This window comes from Parabacteroides timonensis, assembly GCF_900128505.1.
GTDB classification, from domain to species: domain Bacteria; phylum Bacteroidota; class Bacteroidia; order Bacteroidales; family Tannerellaceae; genus Parabacteroides; species Parabacteroides timonensis.
The window spans coordinates 3,168,969-3,191,118 of the sequence record NZ_LT669941.1; the positions used below are offsets into that span (position 1 = coordinate 3,168,969).

Below are 22,150 nucleotides of genomic sequence, written 5' to 3' on the forward strand. Positions count from 1 at the left end.
CCTATCTGACAATACAATAAAATGCCCTATATTTGCAAAAGGTGATGGAGAAGTATAGGAAATATTTGCGAATTGCACTCCCGGCATTATTCATTGCATATCTGGGATGTTTGATAGCCTTTACCCACGTTCATATCGTGAATGGGGTCACGATCGTCCATTCGCACCCTTACCACAAGACAGACGACGGACGTCCGGACCATGAACATGGTTATGCGGAGTTCCAGTTACTTCATCAACTATCGACTATTCAGATTAGCGGTGCTGCATTTGTATCTTTATTGCTTGCCGCTTTCCTCACCGTATTATTCAAATTATCCTGCAATCCGGTCTACCCGGATTATCTGGTTCCTATACAAGGAGAACCGTCTCTTCGCGCCCCTCCTGTAGTCTGATAAATATGCACCCATGCTATTTGCCAACTTTTTTCATCACGTTGGCAAAGTTGTGCCACGCCTATGGCAAAGTTATGCCATGCCTGTGACAGAGTTGTGCCATGCCTGTGGCAGAACTATGCCATGCTTGTGGCAAATTCTTCAATTGGGAAGAAGAATCCCGGAAAGTACCGGGCATTCAATTATTGTATTACCTATTTATCAGATTAAATTAATATGAATAAGATTATAACACTTATACTATGCCTTTGCTGTACCCTTACGGTTGCATGGGCCACAGAAGAAGAGAAAATGAACGCATCGGATGCAAACGTATTCGGGCATGTATTGGATAAAGAAACCGGTGAGCATCTGCCATTTATCACCGTTATACTAAAGGGAACAACCATCGGAACGACAACCGACAACTCCGGCCATTATTTCCTGAAGAACCTGCCGGAAGGTAAGTTCACCCTCGAATTTAAATATCTCGGTTACAAGACTGTCACCCGGGAAGTGAAACTGGAGAAAGGGAAAACACAGGAAGTCAATGTAGAGATGGAAGAAGATCGCATCGCTCTGGACGGTGTAGTCGTTTCGGCCAACCGGAGTGAAACATCGCGCCGCCTGGCTCCTACACTGGTAAATGTGATCGACTCGAAAGTCTTTAATACGACCAGTGCGGTAAACCTGGCGCAAGGACTGAACTTCCAGCCGGGTGTACGTGTGGAAACGAATTGCCAGAATTGCGGTTTCCAGCAGGTACGTATCAATGGGTTGGACGGACCTTATACGCAGATACTGATCGACTCGCGTCCCATATTCAGTGCACTATCGGGTGTTTACGGGCTGGAACAGATTCCGGCAAATATGATCGACCGTGTGGAAGTGATGCGTGGCGGTGGTTCGGCATTGTTCGGTTCTTCTGCCATTGCCGGGACGATCAATATCATTACCAAGGAGCCGCTGCGCAACTCGGGCGAACTGACACATACCCTGTCTTCTATCGGAGGAAGTTCTTCCTTTGACAATAATACGACGCTGAATGCTTCATTGGTAACGGAAAACGGGAAGGCCGGTATGTATATCTTCGGACAGAACCGCCACCGTTCCGGCTACGATTATGATAATGACGGCTACACCGAACTACCCAAGCTGAAAAATCAGACGGTAGGTTTCCGCTCCTATCTGAAAACAAGTACGTACAGCAAGCTGACGTTCGAATATCATCACATGAACGAATACCGTCGTGGCGGTAACCTGTTGGACCGTCCGCCTCATGAAGCGGATATAGCCGAACAGTTGGAGCACTCCATTGACGGTGGAGGATTGAAGTTCGATCTTTTCTCATCCGATTACAAGCATAAATTCAGCGTCTTCACCTCGGCTCAGAACACCGACCGTGACAGCTATTACGGCACCGGACAAGACCCGAATGCATACGGTAAGACAACCGACCTGACCTTTATGACCGGGACACAATATTCGTACAGCTTCGACCAGTTCCTCTTTATGCCATCAGACCTGACCGCCGGACTGGAATACAACTACGACCATTTGAAAGACGAAATGATCGGTTATAACCGCTACACCAACCAAAAGGTCCATATCGAAAGCCTTTTCCTGCAGAACGAATGGAAAAATAAACGGTGGAGCTTCCTGGTCGGAGCGCGTATGGACAAGCACAACATGATAGACAATGTAGTATTCAGTCCCCGTGCCAACGTTCGTTTCAACCCGACGGAGGATATCAATATACGTGCCAGCTATTCCAGTGGCTTCCGTGCTCCGCAGGCTTTCGACGAAGACATGCACATCTCTGCCGTCGGAGGTGAGATAGCGATGATACGACGGGCGAAAGACCTAAAGGAAGAGAAATCGCAAAGCCTCAGTACATCGGTCGACTTTTATCATCGTTTTAAGAACGGTATCCAGGTCAACTTCCTGGTAGAAGGTTTTTATACAAGTCTGAACGATGTATTCGTATTGGAAGAAATCGGAAAAGACGAACAGGGCAATATCATCAAAGAACGCCGCAACGGTTCGGGAGCAAAAGTGATGGGACTGACCCTGGAAGGGAAAAGCGTCCTTTCTTCCTGGTTATCGTTACAGGCAGGAGCCACCTTACAGCGTAGCCGTTATAACGAACCGGAGAAATGGAGTGAAAACGAGAACGTGCCGACCGAAAAGAAGATGTTCCGTACACCCAATACATACGGTTACTTTACCGCGACACTCACTCCGTTGAAACATTTCACAGCGTCCTTGTCCGGAACTTACACCGGCAGCATGTTGGTGCAGCATCTGGCGGGTTATATCCCTATGGATAAAGCAGTCAATACACCGGACTTCTTCGACATGAACATCAAACTGGCGTATGATTTCCATATCTACAAAGATATCACTTTGGAAGTAAATGCCGGCGTACAGAATATCTTCGAAGCCTACCAGTCCGACTTCGACCAGGGTCCGAACCGTGACTCTGCCTACATCTACGGACCGGCAACGCCGAGAAGCTATTTCGCCGGTATCAAGATATCTTACTAAGATACTTTTTACGACAAAGGGTCTTTGCCTTACCACGCAAAGACCCTTTGCACGTTCAGACAACGACCTCTTGCGTGGTAAGAAAAACCCCGCTATCCAAACAGGATAACGGGGAAAATAAACAACTTTAGGGAAAACTTTAAACAACCATATCGATCAGGCAGACGTTAGCCGCTGCTTTTTCCTTGTGCAGAAACGTTCGCATTGCATACAGATATCATACCCAAGCAAAGCTCCAAGAATAAAATCCTCCTCCGGCGTAAGTAAGTTCAACGGACGGGTCACCAATAAACGAATAGCTTCTATGCATTCAGGCCTTCCAAAATAAATATTGACACTTCTCTCTCCTGCATCCTGCTTTACATAACAAATCTGTTGACTTTCCAAGCGGTCCGTAACGACTTGCTCATACGATTTATTGATCGTACATAAAACCATACTCCGTATCCCTTTCTTATATTCATAGATATGATTAAGAAAGACTTTCACTTCTCCGGGTATCCTGTTCCTGGTTGTTACCATCTTGCCTGCTGATATTATCTTAAAAACTACAATTCGAAAATGCTTATTCCAGACCTTCCTGTTTTAACGTTTCGATCCACTGGTCGATACGCGGGTTGGTCTGATCGTCTTCATTCAATTCATCCAAAGGAAGTCCGACGAATTTACCGTCAACAACAGCTGTCGAGTCATCATACGAATAACCATCTGTCGGTACTGATCCGATAAACGTACATCCTGTACCTTGAAGATCCGTATAGATTGTTCCGATCGCGTCACAGAACGTGTCGCTGAAAGAGGAAGAGTCGCCGCAACCGAAAATAGCAACGAGCTTACCGGATAAATCCAGCTTCTTTACTTTGGCAAGAAAATCGTACCAGTCATCCTGCAAATCGCCTGCTCCCCAGGTAGAGCTACCCAGAATCAATGCTTCATAATTACCCAGATCCGAAGGAGAAGCCTTCGCCACATCATACAGGTTAGAAGCATCCACACCTAACTTGGCTGCTATACGTTTTGCAATATCCTCTGTCGTTCCGGTTGACGAACCGTAAAAAATACCTATTGTCTTCATCTGTTTTATTATTTAATTGATGAAGACAAAGGTCAGATATCCCGGTTACAAAGGCAATACCTATAAATATGTATTTTGCAGGCTGAAAATACCTACTGACTAATCGGCAACACGTCCTACCGACTTAATATTCTTGATTTTGGAGAGTGTCACGCACATCTTCTGAATGTCTTCCACATCATGCACTTTCATCTTGATCCGGCCTTCGAACACACCGTCTTTCGCTTCGATCAACAAGCGCATAATGTTCACATTGAAATCATCGGCAATCGTCTTAGTGATCGTATTCAACACTCCGATCGAGTCGATACCTTTCACTTCCAGCGTAGCTTCGAAAGAGGCATTCTTATGACTGCTCCACTCGGTATTCAGGATACGTTCGCCGAAACTACTCTTCAAACGCATGGCAATCGGGCAGGAACGTTTATGAACCACCACATTTCCATCGTCGTTGATGAAGCCTAACGCATCATCGCCCGGAATCGGTTTACAGCATTCGGCAATCACATAATTGCGTTCGAATGCTTCTTCACGAAGGATATAAGGTTTCGATTTATCGTATTTTGTCTTAGGTTTCTCTTCCGGCTTCTCCTCTTCCGTCTTTTTAGAGCCGACACCTAACGCTTGTTTTACGTATTTAAACAAGAGGTTATCCGTCTTTTCTTTCAGCAACTTCTTGATATTCTCAGGAAGTACCACATCTCCTTTTTCCACGGCATAATAGAACTCTTCACGCTTGGAGAAACCGAAATACATACATAGCTTATCCAGATTGGACGTACTTGCTTCCATCTCCGAACGTTTGAATGCAGAGATCACTTTCTCTTCTCCCAGCTTAGCCGCATCTTTGCGGGCACGTTTCAATACGGCATCGATCTTGGCTCTCGCCTTTGCCGTCGTGACAAAGTTAAGCCACTCCGCCTGCGGTTCCTGCGAACGGGAAGTCAGGATCTCAACCTGGTCACCACTTGCCAACGGATGACTGAGAGGAACCAGGCGATGATTAACCTTCGCTCCGATACATTTATTTCCGATATTGGTATGCAGGGCATAAGCAAAGTCAAGCGCTGTGGCTCCCTGCGGAAGTGTCTTGATATCTCCTTTCGGAGTAAATACAAATATTTCGGAAGTGAACAGATTCAGTTTGATCGTATCCAGGAAGTCGAGTGCATTCGGATCCGGACTTTCCAGGATTTCCGTAATAGTCTGAAGCCATTTATCCAGCTCCGTATCTTCTTCTACGCTATGTTCCTTATATTTCCAGTGAGCAGCAAACCCTTTCTCGGCAATATCGTCCATACGACGGCTACGGATTTGTATTTCCACCCATTGCCCATCGGGTCCCATGACGGTAAGATGCAATGCCTGATAACCGTTTGCTTTCGGACGGCTCACCCAGTCACGGATACGGTCCGGACGGATACGGTAGATATCCGTAATAGCAGAATAGATATCCCAGCACATATTCTTTTCATCCACCCCCGGCAGCGGATCGAAGATGATACGGACAGCATACAGGTCATAGATATCTTCAAAAGTAATCCCTTTGCTTTCCATCTTGTTCCAGATGGAATAAGCGGACTTTACGCGGGCTTTCATTTCATAATGCAGCCCCATTTCTTTCAGCTTCTCATCGACAGGAACGGCGAAATGTTCGAAAAGCTTATTACGGCTTTCTTCCGTCGCCTGCAACTTCTTCTCGATGAAATCATATTCCTGCGGATGTTCATATTTGAAGCTCAAGTCTTCCAGCTCCGTCTTAATGGTGAAAAGGCCCAGACGATGTGCCAAAGGAGCGTAGAGGTAAAGCGTTTCTCCCGCAATCTTGAACTGTTTGGCGGGAAGCATCGAACCCAGGGTTCGCATATTATGCAGACGGTCGGCAATCTTGATCAGGATCACCCGGATATCATCACTCATGGTGAGCAATAGCTTACGGAAGTTCTCCGCCTGCGCCGAGGCTTGTTCCCCGAATATTCCTCCGGATATCTTGGTAAGACCGTCCACGATCTGTGCAATCTTCGGACCGAACATATCACTAATATCCTGTACGGTGTATTCAGTATCTTCCACTACATCATGGAGGAGAGCGGAACAGATAGAGGTTGAACCCAATCCCATTTCACGGCAAACAATACGCGCCACAGCAATAGGGTGCATAATATAGGGTTCGCCGGAACGACGTTTTACCCCTGCATGTGCCTGGTTAGCAAAGTTGAACGCCTTAGTGATACGCTCGACTTTTCGTCTATGATTTGAATTCAGGTAGTCCTGCAGCAGTTCATTAAACCCATCCTGGATCATCTTCTCATCTGCCGACATGGCCGGTAACATGTCACCGGCTTCCTTTGTGTCTTTTGTGTCTATCGTATCACTCATGGTTACAACCTCTTCTTTTTATATAACGTCTGTAACCACAAATATACAAATATTCGTCAAAAATCAACAAGGAAGCCAGGAAAATAGCGAGTTTATCCCACAGGAATCTTTAAGACCTGTCCGGGACGGATATTTGCATTCGGTAATCCATTGGCCTTCTGGATCAATGTGGCCGACACTCCGGGATACTTTTTGGATATAGTATACAGAGAATCACCCGACTTAACACGGTAAGAAACAAAGCCATTGCTTTGCTTTTCAACGATTTCTGAAGAAGAAGTCGTCTTAGTTGTCGTCTTTGCTTTTGAAGCAGAAGCAAATGCCACACCTCCATTGTCCACATATAACGTTAAACGCCGTCCATTGGCCAGCCTGTTAGATTTCAAGCCGTTCCAGGAACGTACTTCTTTCGGAGTTACTCCGTAACGATCGGATATCGTATAAATATTCTCGCCGGAAGCTACACGATGTGTGATCTTCTCACGATTTGAAGTACTTCCTTTGTCTGTTTCGGATGTATTATAAGCCAGGCAACCGGCTAACAGGTCTTCTGCCCGATGGGTATATATCGTGTCCTCCTTGTCTATAAAAGCATAGGTCTGATTGACCGGAAGCTTCAAAACGGATGGTTCTGCATTTCCGGGAATAATATCACGCTTGTATTGCGGGTTCAGGGCACGGATCTGCTCTATCTCCATCTGCAACACATCAGCCACCTGTTCCAAATGCAAGGCTTTCGTTACTACCACTGTATCCGTTGCCAACGGCATACTGGTCTGCATCGGACAAATATTGTGATCGCAATAGTAATTCATAATATAATTGGCCGCGATAAAGAGCGGCACATACGAACGGGTTTCTTTGGGCAGATAAGGGAAGATATCCCAGAAATCCGTTTTACCTCCCGAGCGGCGTATTGCTTTATTTACATTTCCCGGTCCGCAGTTGTAAGAAGCCAATACCAGGTTCCAGTCGCCATAAATGGCATACATATCTTTAAAGTAACGGCAGGCGGCATGAGTGGCCTTCACCGGATCACGACGTTCGTCTACCAGACTGTTGATCTCCAAACCGTAGATCTTTCCGGTCGGAAGCATGAACTGCCACAGACCGCAAGCTCCCACACGGGATAGGGCCACAGGGTTAAGGGCACTTTCCACAATAGCCAGATACTTCAGTTCGATAGGCAGGTCGTGTTCATCAAGAACCTGTTCGATGATGGGAAAATAAAAATCCGCCATCCCCAGCATATATCGTACAAGGTTACGGCGGCGGTCAGCATATAAATCGATACAATCGCGTACTACCTTATTATAAGGTAAAGAAATAACGCGTGGCAATCTTTCCAGACGTTCCCGATAGACAGAGTCAGGGAAGTATACATTAGCATCATCGTCATGGCAATATTCATCTCTCTTGGAGAAATATTGGACGTGCCACGAGCGAAGAAGGCTGTCTACATCAGCATCCAGACTTTCCGGGATCAGACCGACATCTACAGATAACGAGTCGGCAGAAAGGTTCGAATACTGAGGTTCTTCGTTGTCGGTTATTGCTTCCTGTGCACGGGCAACAGTAAAAAGACAACAGAGACAGAGTAATGTTAGTAAATATTTCATGTGTTATTAGAATTTTATACTGCAATTCAGGCCATACGACCGGTCACTGAAACTGGTTTTCGGTGTTACCGCAGGCTCTATCCGCATGCTCAGGTCCGGAGAAATATCGAAGTCGAACAACTGTGCATCCACATACGCATCGATCATACAGAGTGCATATACTCCAGCCGTAATGATAAGACTCAAATCCCTGTAACGACGGAAATAGTCCTTACGACTCTTTATATTATCCTGCAACCTCGTATTTGTTATGAAGTCTGCCGGATCACGCCCATTCTTCTTGGCAATATCCACCCAGGATTTACTCCAGGCTGTCGGATCATTCGGATGATCCCTCACATCGTTCATCAAATCCAGATAAGCTGTCGAATAATCCTTATAGTTACGGTTATTCCACGTAACAGCATAGATACATCCCATAAAACCACCATATACGATCGGCAACTTCCAGTATGCCCTGTTATATATCTGCCCCAACCCCGGCACGAACGAATAAAGAACAGCCCTTGTCGGATTCGGCTTAAACGGTTTCATGTTTATTTCCTTAAACTTGGGTTGCGGCACAGAATCGGCAGCATGAAGCACAGCCTGCACTGTCGAATCGGGTGGTGCCACCACTACCGTATCAGCATCAAGTATTACTGCTTGTCCCTGTGCTTTCGCATACATGGAAATACCGGCAAGAACTACCAGCAAGCATAGTATCCTGCTTATTTTTAATTTCATCCTCACGAATCTAGCGTCAACTTATTTCAACTTATCCAACAGGCCGATCAGCCTTTCCAGTTCTTCTTCCGAGGTAAAAGGAATCGTGATGCGTCCTTTTCCCTTGTCGTTGCATGCCAGTTGTACCTTCGTATTAAAGAAACGGGACAAATGATCCTTCAGCAGATTAAATTCCTGAGGAAGCATCGGTTTACGTCCGGCTGTATTCTCTTTCTTTTCCGGCGCAACCGCTTCCGCCCCGTTTCGTACGATCTCTTCTACATTACGTACGGAGAGGCCTTCTGCCAGTATCTGTTCATACAAGGCCAGCTGTACTTCTGGATCTTCCACCGGCAGCAAGGCACGTGCATGTCCCATATCTATTTTCTTATCTTTCAGCCCCATCTGTATCTCTGCCGGGAGTTTCAACAGGCGGAGATAATTGGCGATGGTAGCTCGCTTCTTCCCTACCCGTTCGCTAAGTTTCTCCTGGGTAAGGCCGTAGCTGTCTATCAGTTTCTGATAAGCCAATGCAATTTCTATCGAGTTAAGGTCTTCGCGCTGGATATTTTCAATCAGCGCCATTTCGACTACATTCTCGTCGGCTGCCGTCTTAATATAGGCAGGAATCTGCTCCAGGCCGGCCATCAACGATGCCCGGTAACGGCGTTCACCGGAAATAATCATGTACTTCTCCGTACCGATCTCCTTCAAGGTTATCGGCTGGATAACACCCAGTGAACGGATAGAAGTAGCCAGTTCTTCCAGTGCTTCTTCCTCAAATATAGAACGGGGTTGATCAGGATTGGGCTGGATCTTACTCAGTGCTATTTCACTGATAGAAGACGAACCTCCGGTTTTAAGGTCGTCCATCGTGATTAAAGCATCTAATCCACGGCCAAGTGCCGATCTTTTCATTACTGCCATAATTTGTCCTTATTTATTTTTGTCTATCAGCTCTTGCGCAAGCTGCATGTGATTAAGCGCTCCCTTCGACTCGGCATCGTAAAGTATTACGGGTTTACCATAACTAGAGGCTTCACTCAGTTTCACATTACGCTGAATAACGGTTGTGAAAACAAGATCGCGGAACGGTCGTTTCACCTCTTCGTAAATCTGGTTGGCCAGACGAAGACGCGAATCGTACATCGTCAACAGGAATCCTTCAATTTCCAAAGCCGGGTTCAGCTTCGATTTAATAATCTTTATCGTATTCAACAGTTTACTGATACCTTCCAGTGCAAAATACTCGCATTGAACGGGGATCATTACCGAATCGGCTGCAGTCAGTGCATTCACTGTGATCAGCCCTAAAGAGGGAGAACAGTCAATCAGGATAAAATCGTACATATCCTTAAGGGGGACGAGTATCTGTTTCAGGATCTGCTCCCGGTTCTCCATGTTCAGCATTTCAATTTCCGCTCCTACCAGGTCGATGTGAGACGGGATAATATCCAGTCCTTCCACCTCGGTTGGGATAATGGCTCCTTTCGGGTCGTCTCCATTCACCAGACATTCGTAGATGGACAGTTCGACACTCCGAATATCCACACCCAGTCCGGAAGAGGCATTTGCCTGCGGATCTGCATCAACAACCAGCACTTTCTTCTCAAGGGCAGCGAGGGATGCAGCCAGATTTATCGTGGTCGTTGTTTTACCAACCCCACCTTTCTGATTTGCTAAAGCGATAATCTTTCCCATACTTTGTCTTTTAATTCAGAGGCAAAACTAAACATTAAAAATCTAACGATATTAGGTTTTTGCAAAACAATGCTCGTTTTGTTGAAAAGTCGCCCTAACTGTTGATAACTTGCAAATATAAACAGAATATTTAATAACTTGTTTCAAATGAGGCGTATGTGACCGTTTTTTTGGAAATGATAACGTAGTTTTAAAAAAACGAAACCTCTCCGGTCGTAACCGGAGAGGTTTGTTTTTTATCTGCTTTCCTCCTTCGCAGGAGTACTTAACAGATGAACTTTATTTTATTACTTAATATTTCGTCATTCACCTGTTCACCAATCGCAGGTTACTTAATGGTTCCCCCGAAGGAGAACCATCACATGAAAGACAATTTTTGATTATAAATTTCCTTTATAAATAAGTCATTTCTTATTTAACGATTGCTTTAACAGCAGCTTCGCCTTCAACAGCTACAACAACTACACCAGCAGGAGCAGCGATTTCAGCCTTATCAGAAGCGATTACTGTATTAGCAACTGTCTGACCAAGAACGTTACTGATAGTAACTTTCTTACCCTGAGCACCAGAGATGATAACACCACCGTCTGTTGCGATTACAGAGATTGTAGATAACGAAGGTTCTTTTTCGTTAGCAACCGGATTCAGTTTAACGTTTTCGTTCATATTGAATACGTCACCATTTGTATAACCGTTTGTAACAACAACTGTACCGTTAACCCATCTCAGGTAACCTTCCTGGCTTCTTGCAAGATCTTTTTCTTTTTCAATGCTAGGATTGTATTCTTTCCACTGAGTCTGGATCTTAAATGTACCAGCTTCGTTATCTACATAACGGAATGCGAACTTAGCCACATTGAATGCCGGAGAGCTCATATCTAACACCAAAGTGTCAGTATTATTATGACGCGGAATATACAGTTTATCACCAGTATGGTAACCATCAACGAATGACAATTTAGCCAAGTTTTCGTCTGCTTCAATCTTATTGATATAAGGATTGTTATGCAGATGAGTCTTACCATATATGTTAGCTGTATCAATCAAGTTAACCAAGAAGCGACCATACACTGTATCAATAGCTCCAATAGTCTGTGGGTGGCCCGGTACGTTACAACCTTCTTTGTGATAACCGAAACTAGGTTCAACAACCAACAGATACTGATAGCAAGTATTAGCATCGTCACCTGTACCACGGTTGATATAAGCAGTATCAGCAAAGATAGCCGGATTCATTTTGAACTGATAATCGTTATCTATATTCAGGAAGCTCAATGTATCTTTTTCAACAACAGATTTAGCATCCAGTTTTTCATACAATTTCTGAGCGTCGTTTTCCTGACGATAAATGCTGATAGTATCACCCCACTCAACTTTGATCTTACGGTATTCAGGATCTTCTGTTTTTTCAACGACCATTAAAGCGTTGTCGTCACCGGCGTAAGCAAGCATGTTAGCCCATGTACCTTTGCTTGTACTGTTTGCTTGATATACTTTATTTGCACCAACTTCAGCTACTGCATCAATATTAGGAGATGCAGTATAAGCATTTGCAGCCAGAGTTACATAGTTATAAGTACCATTAGGTTTCATTTTCAGAGCGAAACGTTGAGCGGGACGAGTAATAGCAGGACTTGCATTTTCGTTATCTAAGTTTTTATCATCACAGATATAGAATTTCAAATTTGCTTCATCATTCAATTTTACAAATTCTCTGTTTTCTCTATTCTGGAATGCATACGGAAGAACAACTAAAGTATCTTTCTTTGTAGTCAATTCTTTCTTTGTTTCATTCCAAACATTCATTGTACTTACGACAAGAACAGAATCTATTTCTGTAATATTCTTAGCGTCGTTTACACCATCAGCTTTTTTCACCAAATGCAAATTCCACTTAGTTGCAACTTCTTTATCTACAGTAGCTCCAATCTGATGAGTTCCATGATTTTCTGCCCAATAAGCATTAATATCACCATCAGCACTCAAACGAGATTGCCCTAAGTAATAAGTAGTATTACGCAATACGTTATCAGCCTCTACCATGTAGCCATCAGTCTTAGTATGGTTTTCTACAAAAGATATTGTAATCAGATCATTTGCAAACTTAGGAGCGTTAGCATCTGCATCTCCTGTAATAGACGCTTTATAAACACCAACCTTATCTGTAGCACGCAATTGAGTCAAAGTCAATTCCACATTTGTATTTTCACGGTTTTTCAGAGTCACAGTCTTACCACCATCAGCAGTAGTCAATGCCCACTGAGCTTCCGGAGCTTCTGCTATTACACTTGATTTAGCAACATAATCTGCAAAATTCGCATAAGTACCATCTGCCTTTTCGATGTTTCTTACAGATAAAATTCCACCAACTTTATACTTATTATCAGTATCTGTCGTATTCTCCTTGCCATTAGCGACATAGCTGATCTTTATAAATTGGCCTTTCAACAGTGTCTTAAGATCCACAGTATTTTCACCTGCTAATTTAACATATGCCCAAGAATCAGTAACAGTAGCAACCTTGGCTGCACTCAAAACATTAGAATTCTTCAAAGAAGAAACATAAAGACGATTGGCACCTGCCGTAGCATCAGCATCATCAGATACTTTTACAACAACACCTTCTTCACCATTATCAGCTTTTGAAACATGGAAGAAAGAAAGATACTCAGGCTTAACAACATCTGTAGCACTAACTAAAGTAAATTCACCTTCAGCATTTACATCAGTTGCAATTGTTCCTTTTTTCAATGCTACAAACTTATCACCATTCTTCAATTGATAATACTTAGTTGCATCATTTGTGGTACCACCAACCTCTACTGCTTTCAATACACCTTTAAATGCATCTGCTCCAGTAATAGCAACCGTGCTACCTGCAGCCTTTGCTATTGTCAATTCAAAACCATCACCTAATATTTGGTTGATATCATCACCAGCAACACCAACATTGTATTCAGCTTCTACAGAAGCGAAAAGAGCTGCCTTTTTAACATCAGCATCTAAAGTAAAGGTACTAGCATCTGTAGTTACGACATACTTAGTTGTAGCACCATCAGTTACAGCCAAAACAAAATAAGGAGTTGCAGTAGTTGCTGCAGTTGCATCAACGACAGGTACAACAGCAAAAATTTGTTTATCTGCTAAAGTTAAAGCTTGTCCTTCTTTATTTAAGATGCGACCATCAGTCTGAAGCGTCCAATAATAAACATCAGGAGTTCCACTTACATACGCTCCTGCCTCTGATTTTGCATCACCTGTTCCCTTTAGATATGCATTAGCACCTGTTCCAATAGCACCAGAACCATCATTGGTAAAAACAACTAAACGAGCATTATTTGTAAAAGCAGATAATTGACCAGCCACGGCGCTTGCAGGAAGATCATCAACCTCCTTTGCATTAGAAGCAGCTGCTGCTTTTGTTTCAATTGCAGCGGGAGCTGCAAACATGGCTGTACTTGCGATTGTGCTCATGGAGAATGAGCCTGTCATCAAAGCAACAGCCATCAAAGTAGAAAACTTTTTGTTCATAATTCTAAAATTTAATATTAATACTAAAGTGTAATAAGTTCTTATTCAATACGATCGCTACATTTATATACTTCTTTATCCTATGACTAGCGAAAACGATCGTTTTTTCTCGTCAACAAAAGTAAGCATTTGTTTCATTTCCGCAATTCTTTTAGGACGTTTTTTTTCAATGTTATGTGCTTTCTTATCAATTGAATAGCATAGTTTGTATGAAAACGCATATTTGGAGGACGAACACAAAACCAGTGACGAGAAAAAACGATCGTTTTTTCTCGTCACTCCTACGCTTTCTGCAACCCATATTACATAAGTCAGCCTTCAAACAAAACAGTTCCCATATATTATATGTACACGCGTACATTATTATACCATCTCATATACACCTCGAATTTCAGATTCTCATACTCTGACCTCAACCCTCCATAACTACGATTTATCTCCCCTAAACAACTAAGTTCTTTCATTAGGATAACTAATCCGGAAGTACCTAATGATTTATCCCTTTCCTCCCTACTTTTATAAAAGAAAGGCCTTAATTGCAAATATGTAAGGCAAGCCTTACTTTTTTGCAAGGTATACCTTACATATTTGTACTCTATGCCTTTCTTATTTAATATTACTGACCTTTCCCCTTAATTATGCTATACTTCGGCCTTAGAGATGCTGATGAAAAGCCTTACTGTACGCAAGCATCACCAGAGGGCCATACAACAAGAGCAGAACACCCACACCGAACGTTAGAATAAATTAAAAGCATCCGCCATCAAAAGATTATCGTTACATTTGTAGAAGTAATTATAAAAATAAGTACGCGATGAACGATAGACCGCTTATCCTGATTACAAACGATGACGGCGTAAACGCCAAAGGAATTAAAGAGTTAATAGAATGCCTGCTCGACCTGGGAGAAGTGATTGTTATGGCTCCCGATGGTCCCCGTTCGGGAATGAGTAGCGCTATCACGGCAGAGAATCCTCTCCGCTATTCATTGGTGAAGAAAGAAAAAGGACTGACAGTATATAAATGTACCGGCACTCCGGTTGATTGCGTGAAACTGGCCATCAACGAAGTACTCGACCGTAAGCCCGACCTATTGGTTTCGGGTATCAACCACGGAGGAAATATGGCGATCAGCGTCCTTTATTCGGGAACAATGGGAGCAGCAGCCGAAGGTTGCGTATTCGGTGTCCCTTCCCTGGGAGTATCCCTACTCGATCATCATGAGGATGCCGACTTTACGGAATGTTGCCGGCTGGGACGTATGGTGGCCCGTCGTGTATTGAAAGAAGGACTGCCCGCAGGTACTTACCTGAACCTGAACGTACCAAAGACTGATGCAGTAAAGGGGATGAAAATCTGTCGCCAGGCTGCCGGGAAATGGGTAAAAGAATTTAAACGTTCGGAAAACGGAAGCGGGAAACCTGTGTTCTGGCTGACCGGCTCTTTCGAGAATGCCAAACCGATCCACCCGGACAACGATACACTGGCACTCGACAGCGGATATGCCTCCCTGGTCCCCTGCAAACTTGACGTGACGGATTACGATTGGATGAACAAATATAACGATTGGGGATTATGAAATATTTTCTGATCGCAGGCGAAGCCTCCGGCGATTTACATGCGTCGAACCTGATGGCTGCATTGAAAGAGAAAGACCCGGAAGCAGATTTCCGCTTCTTCGGGGGAGACCTGATGCAGGCCGTAGGCGGCACTTTAGTAAAGCATTACAGGGAAATGGCCTTTATGGGCTTTATCCCGGTGTTGCTCAACCTGCGTACAATCCTGAATAATATGAAGACTTGCGAGAAAGATATCAGCAGATATCAGCCGGACGTAGTCATACTGATCGATTATCCGGGATTTAATCTGAAAATAGCCAAATTCGTAAAGACAGTATTACACCTGCCTGTCTACTATTATATATCACCGAAAATATGGGCGTGGAAGCAGTACCGCATCAAGGACTTCCGCCGTTACGTAGACCGTATGTTCTGCATCCTGCCCTTCGAAACGGAATTCTTCCACAAGCTAAACTACTCGGTGGACTATGTAGGAAATCCTTCGGTAGACTCAGTTGCACAATATAAAGAGAAGCAAGCTGCCGGGCCCGATACATTCATAATAGACGAAGGGCTACCTGACAAACCAATCCTCGCCCTCCTTGCCGGAAGCCGCCGGCAGGAGATCAAAGACAATCTCCCGACCATGCTCGAAGTAGCCGCTTCCTATCAGGATTATCAACCGGTTATCGCCGGAGCTCCCGGACTGGAACCGGAATACTACAAACAATATATCGGTAACCATCAGGCGCGGATCGTCTTCGGCAAGACCTACGACCTGCTGCAACACAGCCACGCCGCACTGGTCACTTCCGGAACGGCCACGCTTGAAACATCTCTGTTCCGTGTACCGCAGGTAGTCTGCTACTACGTGGTAGCCGGACGGTTGGCAAGTTTTATCTTCCGCAATTTCTTCCACACCAAATATATCTCACTGGTCAACCTGATTGCCGGCCGCGAGGTGGTACAAGAGCTGTTCGGTGCCCGCTTCTCTACCCGCCAGATCCATGAAGAGCTGGATAGAATACTGAACGATCCGGCTTATCGCAATCAGATGCTTGAAGGCTACGACGAAGTGATCCACCTGCTCGGAAAACCGGGGGCTTCCCGTCGCACGGCCGAACTTATCTACCAGTCACTGAGAGATTAACATCTTTTATCATACGTCTTTGCAGCATTTCGTAAATATCTCCCATCTAGCTTAATATAGAATGGGAAATAACAATGTGATATGAAAGCTATGAAGACGTTGAAGACTTTTTTATTGGTATTAGGTACTGTTTTGGTATCTTCTACATTATACTCTTGCCTGGATGATGACGGCTATTCTCTCGATAAATATAGTGTCGGTGTAGCAACAGTCAAACCGCTTGGCAACAACTTATATTATCTCCAGTGGGACGATTCTACTTCATTTTGGCCGGCAGCCGGTGTTACCACTCCGAACTTCGATGTAAGTAAAGAAAGAAGAGCATTCATCAACTTTACATTACTCGGACCGGGTAAAGATATGAACATCGAACAGGATTATGTGATCCGCCTGAACAGGATAGATACAGTTCTGACCAAATCGATCGCACCAGACCTGGGAGATAAAAACGATGAATATTACGGTAAAGATCCGGTAACGATGAAGTCTGTATGGATTGAAGACGGATATATAAACTTCCAGTTTGCCACTTACTTTGAGTACGGAAGCAAACATTTTATGAATCTCGTAAAAATGGAAAACTCCGATACATACGAACTGGAATTCCGCCATAATGCAAACGGTAGCCTGTCAGGCGCCGAAGGCTGGGGATTAGCTTCATTCAGACTGAACAGTCTGCCGGAAACAGGAGGTGAGACAGTGACGATGAAAATCAAGTACAAATCGTATGATGGAGATAAGACGATTGAACTTAAATACAAATCCGGTTCGACAACGGGGAGAGCTCCGGTGATGGGAACTGAGGATTTTCAAACGACAAATTAAACCTTCCCACATAACTTTTATTTTTATCATTTAGTTCAGGGAGAAAGACATCGTGATGATGTCTTTCTTTTTTTTGTATAAATTCGTAGCCGGAGATGCAACGTTTGCAACTTGCCCTCCGTTTATATAAACAAATGAACGAAACTACAGAACAACTGATAGAAGGTTGCCGGAGCGGAAAGCGAAGCGCGCAACTGGCCCTGTACAAACTATTCGCACAGCGATTGTACATTGCCTGCCTGCGTATCGTCGGCAACACCTCAGAAGCGGAAGAAGCCATGCAGGACGCGTTCCTGAAAATCTTCACTCGCATCGATCAGTATAAAGACAATCTGTGTTTCGAAGCCTGGATGCACCGGATAGCAGTTCATACGGCCATCGACTACGTACGCCGCCAGACTCCGGAATGGGACGAGTTGTCTGACAACTATGCCGATCCCGAATCCGATGGACCAAGCGAGGAAGATATACAGTATTCGGTAAAGCAGATAAAGGAAGCGACTGCCAAGCTGCCGGCCGGTTACCGTGTGATCCTCTCTCTTTACCTCTTCGAGGGGTATGATATGGAAGAGATTGCCTCTATCCTGAATATTCAGCCGCCAAGCGTACGCAGTCAGTATCTGCGGGCAAAGCGCAAATTGTTGGACATTATATCAGTCAATTGACATGGACAAGTTAAAGAATTTCATAGACACCAATAGAGAAGCTTTTGAAGATGACCTTCTGCCGGAAGGTCACTTCGATCGCTTCGAAAAGAAACTGGCTCCTGCGCGTAAGAACCGTTTCAAACTTTACAGCTTGTGCGCTTTTGCCGCTGCAGCTTCTATTGCCCTGTTGTTTTTGTTCCGGATGCCGGGCGGTACGCCTGCTCCCATCCATCAGAAGGCAGCCATTCAGAAAACCTGCAAGGCACAAGAGGAGATCAACGAGCTACGTGTCTATTACAATATGCAGATAGATGATATCCTGGCACAAATGGAGACATTGTATAAAAAAGAACAAGCTCCGGGCGCAGCCGGCCTGTTACAGGAAAGCAGGAAGATACTCAAAGACAATTATATGTTTGAAAAGACAATCCTTCCTACACTGCCCTGTTCAAACGATGCACTGTTTGCCATGAACCAGCATTACAGCACAAGTATCGAGACACTTAACTTCATGCTGGAACAGATGGAGCGGGTGACAACAGAGAATGAAAATGACAACAAATAAATAAGATACATCATGAATACAAGACAAACAAAAAGCCGTTCGCTATTACTTCTGGCGATGTTGCTTATCGTAAGTACCGTTTGCGGCTGGGCCGGAAAACCGGAGAGGATCAAGAAGAAAGAGATCAGTCAATCATTCAGTATCAGCTTGAGCGACCTGCTGCTTGCCGATAACCGCTACGGCAACATCACCGTAACGCACTGGAATAAGAATGAAGCACTTATCCGCGTCGAAATAGAGGCGAAAGCGGAGACCGAAGAGGCTGCACAAGCTACTCTGGATCGTGTCCAGATCGAGTTGAAAAAGAGCGGAAATACTATTTCTGCCATTACATCGCTCAAAGAACAGCGGTCGAGCAATAACAACAACGAACGTTTCACAATCAATTATTACATCAGTATTCCTTCCAAGCTGGCAATCAATCTGTCACAGAAATACGGAAATATCAACCTGCCGGATAAGAATGAAGGCAAAAGCACCATACAGGTGAAATATGGCAACCTGAATGCAGGTAGCTTCACAGAACTTCTTAACCTGGAAGTGAAATATGGAAATGTGGATATTAATAATGTAACGAAGGCTAATCTGGATTTTGGTTATTGCGGTAAGGTATCAGTCGGTAATGCCGATCTACTGAATGCGGATAACAAGTATTCCAATATGGAAATCAGGAATTGCTCACAACTCAACCTGGAAAACAAATATGGGAATGTGAAGATAGAGAGTCTCGACAGGGGAAATCTGGAGATCAAATACAGTGAAGCGACGATTGGTTCTGTTAAGGAGTCACTGGATGTCAGCGAACTGGCTTACAGCTCACTAAACATAAAAGAGCTTTCTGCTAATTTCAAAAGCCTGACAGTAGATGCCCGCTACGGTAACCTGAATGTGAATATCCCCTCGAAAGCATCTTTCAAAGTGGCTGCCGAAAGTATGAAATATGGCAACCACAATGTCAGCGGTTTCAATGTCACCAATAAATCGACAGAAGATAAAGTAAACCATTATTACGAAATCAATGGCGGAAACAAAGGACGCATTTATTTCGATGGGAATAATTATAGTAATATAAGTGTAAAGGCGTTATAATAGCCTGTAGGGGCGGTTCGCGAACCGCCCCTACCAACGACACTACATTCCATCAATACCGTAACGCCAAGACCTTGTCCAGAGCCGAATAAAATATCAACGACCCGGCAATAGCCACCATCGTCAGGATAAACGGCAGCTTCTCTTTTAAACCAGTCAACAGATGGTTAACGTTTCCTTCGGGTTGCTGACCGACAAGCATCAATAATCCGGCAAATGCCACGAGATACACAATAATTATACCAATTATCATAAAAGGCGACATCCCGGAATGCCACTTTACCTTCTTTACTTCCGGCACTTTCAGAGGCTCTTCCTGCATAATCAGATCCATGATCTTCAGGCTCAGATCCGGAGATGGTTCGACCATTCCTTCTTTCAGGATTTTCCTGGTCAAACGGTTTATATCTTTATCCGACTTGTTCATAACACATATGCTGTTTCATTCTTCATCATCAACTGCAAGGTTTCGTAGAAGTGTTTACGTCCCCGAAACAATTTTATTTTAATATTGGAAGGAGTCATTTCTGTGATCTGACCGATGTCAGCAATAGAACACTCCTCCAGGTAAAAGAGAGTAAGCACCAGGCTTTCGTCAGCCGGTAACTTTTTTAGTACGCGGGCAATTATTTCTTTCCGGTCTTCCCGTTCCAGGATAGCAGTCGCACTATCCACTTCACTGGTTGTCAGATCGGTTGCAACGGCATCATCGTAACTCTCAAAAAGAGATTGCTTTCTTTGTGCCGTTATTGCAGTATTGTAAACTATTTTATAGAACCAGGTAGAGAACTTACTGCCAAACTGGAAAGACGGAAGCGCACGATACATCTTCACAAAAGCATCCTGCACGACTTCTTCTGCCTCCTCACGATTCTCCAGTATACGGAAAGCAATATTGAATGCCATCTGCTGGTACTTCGCGACGAGGCAGGAGAAACTTTTGGTATCCCCTGCCAGAATGCTTTTTATCCACTTTTGTTCGTCCATCAATCCGGTTTTATTGTTCTTTTTCCTTTTCCATCATCTTCAAAACGATGAAGAAATAAATGAGATAGGCAAGACCTCCACCCAAAACAGTAAAGATAACAACTGAAAAACCTTGCCAGTCACTCGGCATCGTATCATCCAAACAAATACCAGCCATAGCGCCCAATGCTAGTCCAACCATCAGTAAACCATTGCGTAGAGCATTGTATTTATTTACCTTCCGCTCAGGCTCTTCCAGTACGATACCCTTTTCGATCATAGCCATACGCTCTTCATGCTTTGTCCGGGTTGTTCTGATGACAAGTATCATAAGCAACAGTACAGGCAGACCAACCGCACAAATAATCGCAACCAAAGGAATTAACCATTCTTCCATAATTTCAATATTTAAAATGTTTCTAATTGTTTCGTTTACAGATAAGACTAACACTCCGGAGGAAAGGTTACAAGATAAAGAAACTTTTTTGGAAAAAAATACCCGGAGTCGGGCATATTGCCGATTCCGGGTATTAATAAGTTAGTTATCCGTAAATTACGAAATTAGTCTAATACTTTGATCTTGATGTTACGATACCAAACGTCGTCGCCATGATCCTGCAAACCGATGAAACCTTCTTTGTTAGGTCCACCACAGTTCAACAGCAGTTCGTAAGCCAACGGCCATTTGTCTTTGCTGAACTTACTTGCATCCAGCATTTCTTTCCACTGCTGAGTCCACAAGTGATATTCAACAACCGGTTCGTCGTTCTGATAATGAACAACTGTACCTTTGTAACACATGATCTTTGATTTGTTCCATTCGCCGAACGGTTTAGAGTTCTGCGGTTTAGCAGGAATCATATCATACAGGGAAGCAGACATACGGTTACCATCTTTTCCTAACTTAGCATCCGGATGGTTTGCATTGTCCAGGATCTGATATTCAGGAGAAGAGATATAAGAAGGCTGGCCTTCTACTTCCTGGATCAGGATAAATACACCTGAGTTGGCGCCTTTAGCCACTTTCCATTCCCATTCCAATTCGAAGTTTTTGAACTTATGAGCAAAAACCAAGTCACCACCGTCTTTTGCACCGGCTTCACCGGCACCGGAACCTTTAATATGGATTGCGCCGTCGTTTACTTCCCAGGCATTAGGAACATCTTCGCGATCATATCCTCTCCAGCCATTCAATGTCTTACCATCAAACATAGTAATCCAACCGTCGGCATCTTTCGGGAATGTAGATAAATCTACAGTCGGTAAATCTAATAATGTGTATTCAGGCACGGCTGCTTCTGTTTTTGTTTCGGCTGTTGCATCGGCAGCAGCGTCTTCTGTTTTCTTTCCACCGCCACAAGATGTGAAATAACACATCATCAGCGCGGCACTTGCAAATAATACTGACTTCTTCATTT

The 22,150-nt window shown here is 44.0% G+C and carries 20 protein-coding genes; 8 read left to right on the forward strand and 12 right to left on the reverse strand.

Annotated elements, in window-relative coordinates; genetic code table 11:
• Window positions 1–44 precede the first annotated feature (44 nt).
• A complete protein-coding gene (locus tag BQ7394_RS20290; protein ID WP_075559066.1) occupies window positions 45–395 on the forward strand; it encodes a hypothetical protein in 351 nt (116 codons plus the stop codon).
• Window positions 396–611: 216 nt separating this feature from the next.
• Window positions 612–2,921, forward strand: a complete 2,310-nt coding sequence (locus tag BQ7394_RS20295) for a TonB-dependent receptor (RefSeq protein WP_075559067.1) — start codon at window positions 612–614, stop codon at window positions 2,919–2,921.
• Window positions 2,922–3,077: 156 nt separating this feature from the next.
• On the opposite strand, the gene BQ7394_RS20300 is transcribed toward BQ7394_RS20295, so the two are convergent.
• The 8 genes from BQ7394_RS20300 to BQ7394_RS20335 all read right to left on the reverse strand — a co-directional run bounded on the left by BQ7394_RS20300 (window position 3,078) and on the right by BQ7394_RS20335 (window position 13,931).
• Entirely contained in the window at window positions 3,078–3,443 is a 366-nt protein-coding gene (locus BQ7394_RS20300; protein ID WP_075559068.1) for a DUF2023 family protein, read from the reverse strand.
• Between the two features lie 43 nt (window positions 3,444–3,486).
• Window positions 3,487–3,996, reverse strand: a complete 510-nt coding sequence (gene fldA, locus BQ7394_RS20305; RefSeq protein ID WP_075559069.1) for a flavodoxin FldA — start codon at window positions 3,994–3,996, stop codon at window positions 3,487–3,489.
• 99 nt (window positions 3,997–4,095) lie between these two features.
• Window positions 4,096–6,375: a RelA/SpoT family protein gene (locus BQ7394_RS20310; RefSeq protein ID WP_075559070.1), complete on the reverse strand. Its 2,280-nt coding sequence runs from the start codon at window positions 6,373–6,375 to the stop codon at window positions 4,096–4,098.
• A gap of 92 nt (window positions 6,376–6,467) precedes the next feature.
• Entirely contained in the window at window positions 6,468–7,994 is a 1,527-nt protein-coding gene (locus BQ7394_RS20315) for a lytic transglycosylase domain-containing protein (RefSeq protein WP_075559071.1), read from the reverse strand.
• Between the two features lie 6 nt (window positions 7,995–8,000).
• The gene (locus tag BQ7394_RS20320) at window positions 8,001–8,663 is read right to left on the reverse strand and encodes a DUF5683 domain-containing protein (protein WP_308587636.1); all 663 of its coding nucleotides are present in this window, start codon (window positions 8,661–8,663) and stop codon (window positions 8,001–8,003) included.
• 78 nt (window positions 8,664–8,741) lie between these two features.
• On the reverse strand, window positions 8,742–9,626 hold the full coding sequence (locus tag BQ7394_RS20325) for a ParB/RepB/Spo0J family partition protein (RefSeq protein ID WP_075559073.1): 885 nt from the start codon (window positions 9,624–9,626) through the stop codon (window positions 8,742–8,744).
• 9 nt (window positions 9,627–9,635) lie between these two features.
• Window positions 9,636–10,400 carry a ParA family protein gene (locus tag BQ7394_RS20330; RefSeq protein WP_075559074.1) on the reverse strand — a complete coding sequence of 255 codons (765 nt, stop codon included), beginning with the start codon at window positions 10,398–10,400 and terminating at the stop codon, window positions 9,636–9,638.
• Between the two features lie 411 nt (window positions 10,401–10,811).
• Window positions 10,812–13,931: a DUF6383 domain-containing protein gene (locus BQ7394_RS20335; protein WP_139317733.1), complete on the reverse strand. Its 3,120-nt coding sequence runs from the start codon at window positions 13,929–13,931 to the stop codon at window positions 10,812–10,814.
• An 814-nt stretch (window positions 13,932–14,745) separates the two neighbouring features.
• Between BQ7394_RS20335 and surE the strand changes: the two genes are divergently transcribed.
• The 6 genes from surE to BQ7394_RS20365 all read left to right on the forward strand — a co-directional run bounded on the left by surE (window position 14,746) and on the right by BQ7394_RS20365 (window position 19,766).
• Window positions 14,746–15,510, forward strand: a complete 765-nt coding sequence (gene surE, locus BQ7394_RS20340; RefSeq protein ID WP_075559076.1) for a 5'/3'-nucleotidase SurE — start codon at window positions 14,746–14,748, stop codon at window positions 15,508–15,510.
• Window positions 15,507–16,640, forward strand: coding sequence for a lipid-A-disaccharide synthase (lpxB, locus tag BQ7394_RS20345; RefSeq protein ID WP_075559077.1), 1,134 nt, complete (start codon window positions 15,507–15,509; stop codon window positions 16,638–16,640). Before surE ends, lpxB begins: the two co-directional genes overlap by 4 nt.
• Before the next feature lie 81 nt (window positions 16,641–16,721).
• Complete coding sequence (locus tag BQ7394_RS20350; protein WP_082212063.1) at window positions 16,722–17,465, forward strand: NigD1/NigD2 family lipoprotein; 744 nt, start codon at window positions 16,722–16,724, stop codon at window positions 17,463–17,465.
• 134 nt (window positions 17,466–17,599) lie between these two features.
• Window positions 17,600–18,130 carry an RNA polymerase sigma factor gene (locus tag BQ7394_RS20355; RefSeq protein WP_075559078.1) on the forward strand — a complete coding sequence of 177 codons (531 nt, stop codon included), beginning with the start codon at window positions 17,600–17,602 and terminating at the stop codon, window positions 18,128–18,130.
• A gap of 1 nt (window position 18,131) precedes the next feature.
• Window positions 18,132–18,677, forward strand: a complete 546-nt coding sequence (locus tag BQ7394_RS20360) for a hypothetical protein (protein ID WP_075559079.1) — start codon at window positions 18,132–18,134, stop codon at window positions 18,675–18,677.
• A gap of 12 nt (window positions 18,678–18,689) precedes the next feature.
• Window positions 18,690–19,766 carry a DUF4097 family beta strand repeat-containing protein gene (locus BQ7394_RS20365; RefSeq protein ID WP_075559080.1) on the forward strand — a complete coding sequence of 359 codons (1,077 nt, stop codon included), beginning with the start codon at window positions 18,690–18,692 and terminating at the stop codon, window positions 19,764–19,766.
• Between the two features lie 52 nt (window positions 19,767–19,818).
• Here the strand turns inward: BQ7394_RS20365 and BQ7394_RS20370 are convergent, their stop codons facing one another.
• The 4 genes from BQ7394_RS20370 to BQ7394_RS20385 all read right to left on the reverse strand — a co-directional run bounded on the left by BQ7394_RS20370 (window position 19,819) and on the right by BQ7394_RS20385 (window position 22,148).
• A complete protein-coding gene (locus BQ7394_RS20370) occupies window positions 19,819–20,193 on the reverse strand; it encodes a hypothetical protein (protein ID WP_075559081.1) in 375 nt (124 codons plus the stop codon).
• On the reverse strand, window positions 20,190–20,753 hold the full coding sequence (locus BQ7394_RS20375; protein WP_075559082.1) for an RNA polymerase sigma factor: 564 nt from the start codon (window positions 20,751–20,753) through the stop codon (window positions 20,190–20,192). Before BQ7394_RS20375 ends, BQ7394_RS20370 begins: the two co-directional genes overlap by 4 nt.
• Before the next feature lie 10 nt (window positions 20,754–20,763).
• Entirely contained in the window at window positions 20,764–21,129 is a 366-nt protein-coding gene (locus tag BQ7394_RS20380) for a DUF6249 domain-containing protein (RefSeq protein WP_075559083.1), read from the reverse strand.
• Between the two features lie 164 nt (window positions 21,130–21,293).
• Window positions 21,294–22,148, reverse strand: coding sequence for a 3-keto-disaccharide hydrolase (locus BQ7394_RS20385; RefSeq protein ID WP_075559084.1), 855 nt, complete (start codon window positions 22,146–22,148; stop codon window positions 21,294–21,296).
• Between the last annotated feature and the right edge of the window lie 2 nt (window positions 22,149–22,150).

What these genes read in the sequence shown, in the direction of transcription:
- BQ7394_RS20290 (WP_075559066.1), top strand. Translation starts at nt 45, where the DNA reads ATGGAGAAGTATAGGAAATATTTGCGAATTGCACTCCCGGCATTATTC.
- BQ7394_RS20295 (WP_075559067.1), top strand. Translation starts at nt 612, where the DNA reads ATGAATAAGATTATAACACTTATACTATGCCTTTGCTGTACCCTTACG.
- BQ7394_RS20300 (WP_075559068.1), bottom strand. Translation starts at nt 3,443, where the DNA reads ATGGTAACAACCAGGAACAGGATACCCGGAGAAGTGAAAGTCTTTCTT.
- fldA (WP_075559069.1), bottom strand. Translation starts at nt 3,996, where the DNA reads ATGAAGACAATAGGTATTTTTTACGGTTCGTCAACCGGAACGACAGAG.
- BQ7394_RS20310 (WP_075559070.1), bottom strand. Translation starts at nt 6,375, where the DNA reads ATGAGTGATACGATAGACACAAAAGACACAAAGGAAGCCGGTGACATG.
- BQ7394_RS20315 (WP_075559071.1), bottom strand. Translation starts at nt 7,994, where the DNA reads ATGAAATATTTACTAACATTACTCTGTCTCTGTTGTCTTTTTACTGTT.
- BQ7394_RS20320 (WP_308587636.1), bottom strand. Translation starts at nt 8,663, where the DNA reads ATGTATGCGAAAGCACAGGGACAAGCAGTAATACTTGATGCTGATACG.
- BQ7394_RS20325 (WP_075559073.1), bottom strand. Translation starts at nt 9,626, where the DNA reads ATGGCAGTAATGAAAAGATCGGCACTTGGCCGTGGATTAGATGCTTTA.
- BQ7394_RS20330 (WP_075559074.1), bottom strand. Translation starts at nt 10,400, where the DNA reads ATGGGAAAGATTATCGCTTTAGCAAATCAGAAAGGTGGGGTTGGTAAA.
- BQ7394_RS20335 (WP_139317733.1), bottom strand. Translation starts at nt 13,931, where the DNA reads ATGAACAAAAAGTTTTCTACTTTGATGGCTGTTGCTTTGATGACAGGC.
- surE (WP_075559076.1), top strand. Translation starts at nt 14,746, where the DNA reads ATGAACGATAGACCGCTTATCCTGATTACAAACGATGACGGCGTAAAC.
- lpxB (WP_075559077.1), top strand. Translation starts at nt 15,507, where the DNA reads ATGAAATATTTTCTGATCGCAGGCGAAGCCTCCGGCGATTTACATGCG.
- BQ7394_RS20350 (WP_082212063.1), top strand. Translation starts at nt 16,722, where the DNA reads ATGAAAGCTATGAAGACGTTGAAGACTTTTTTATTGGTATTAGGTACT.
- BQ7394_RS20355 (WP_075559078.1), top strand. Translation starts at nt 17,600, where the DNA reads ATGAACGAAACTACAGAACAACTGATAGAAGGTTGCCGGAGCGGAAAG.
- BQ7394_RS20360 (WP_075559079.1), top strand. Translation starts at nt 18,132, where the DNA reads ATGGACAAGTTAAAGAATTTCATAGACACCAATAGAGAAGCTTTTGAA.
- BQ7394_RS20365 (WP_075559080.1), top strand. Translation starts at nt 18,690, where the DNA reads ATGAATACAAGACAAACAAAAAGCCGTTCGCTATTACTTCTGGCGATG.
- BQ7394_RS20370 (WP_075559081.1), bottom strand. Translation starts at nt 20,193, where the DNA reads ATGAACAAGTCGGATAAAGATATAAACCGTTTGACCAGGAAAATCCTG.
- BQ7394_RS20375 (WP_075559082.1), bottom strand. Translation starts at nt 20,753, where the DNA reads ATGGACGAACAAAAGTGGATAAAAAGCATTCTGGCAGGGGATACCAAA.
- BQ7394_RS20380 (WP_075559083.1), bottom strand. Translation starts at nt 21,129, where the DNA reads ATGGAAGAATGGTTAATTCCTTTGGTTGCGATTATTTGTGCGGTTGGT.
- BQ7394_RS20385 (WP_075559084.1), bottom strand. Translation starts at nt 22,148, where the DNA reads ATGAAGAAGTCAGTATTATTTGCAAGTGCCGCGCTGATGATGTGTTAT.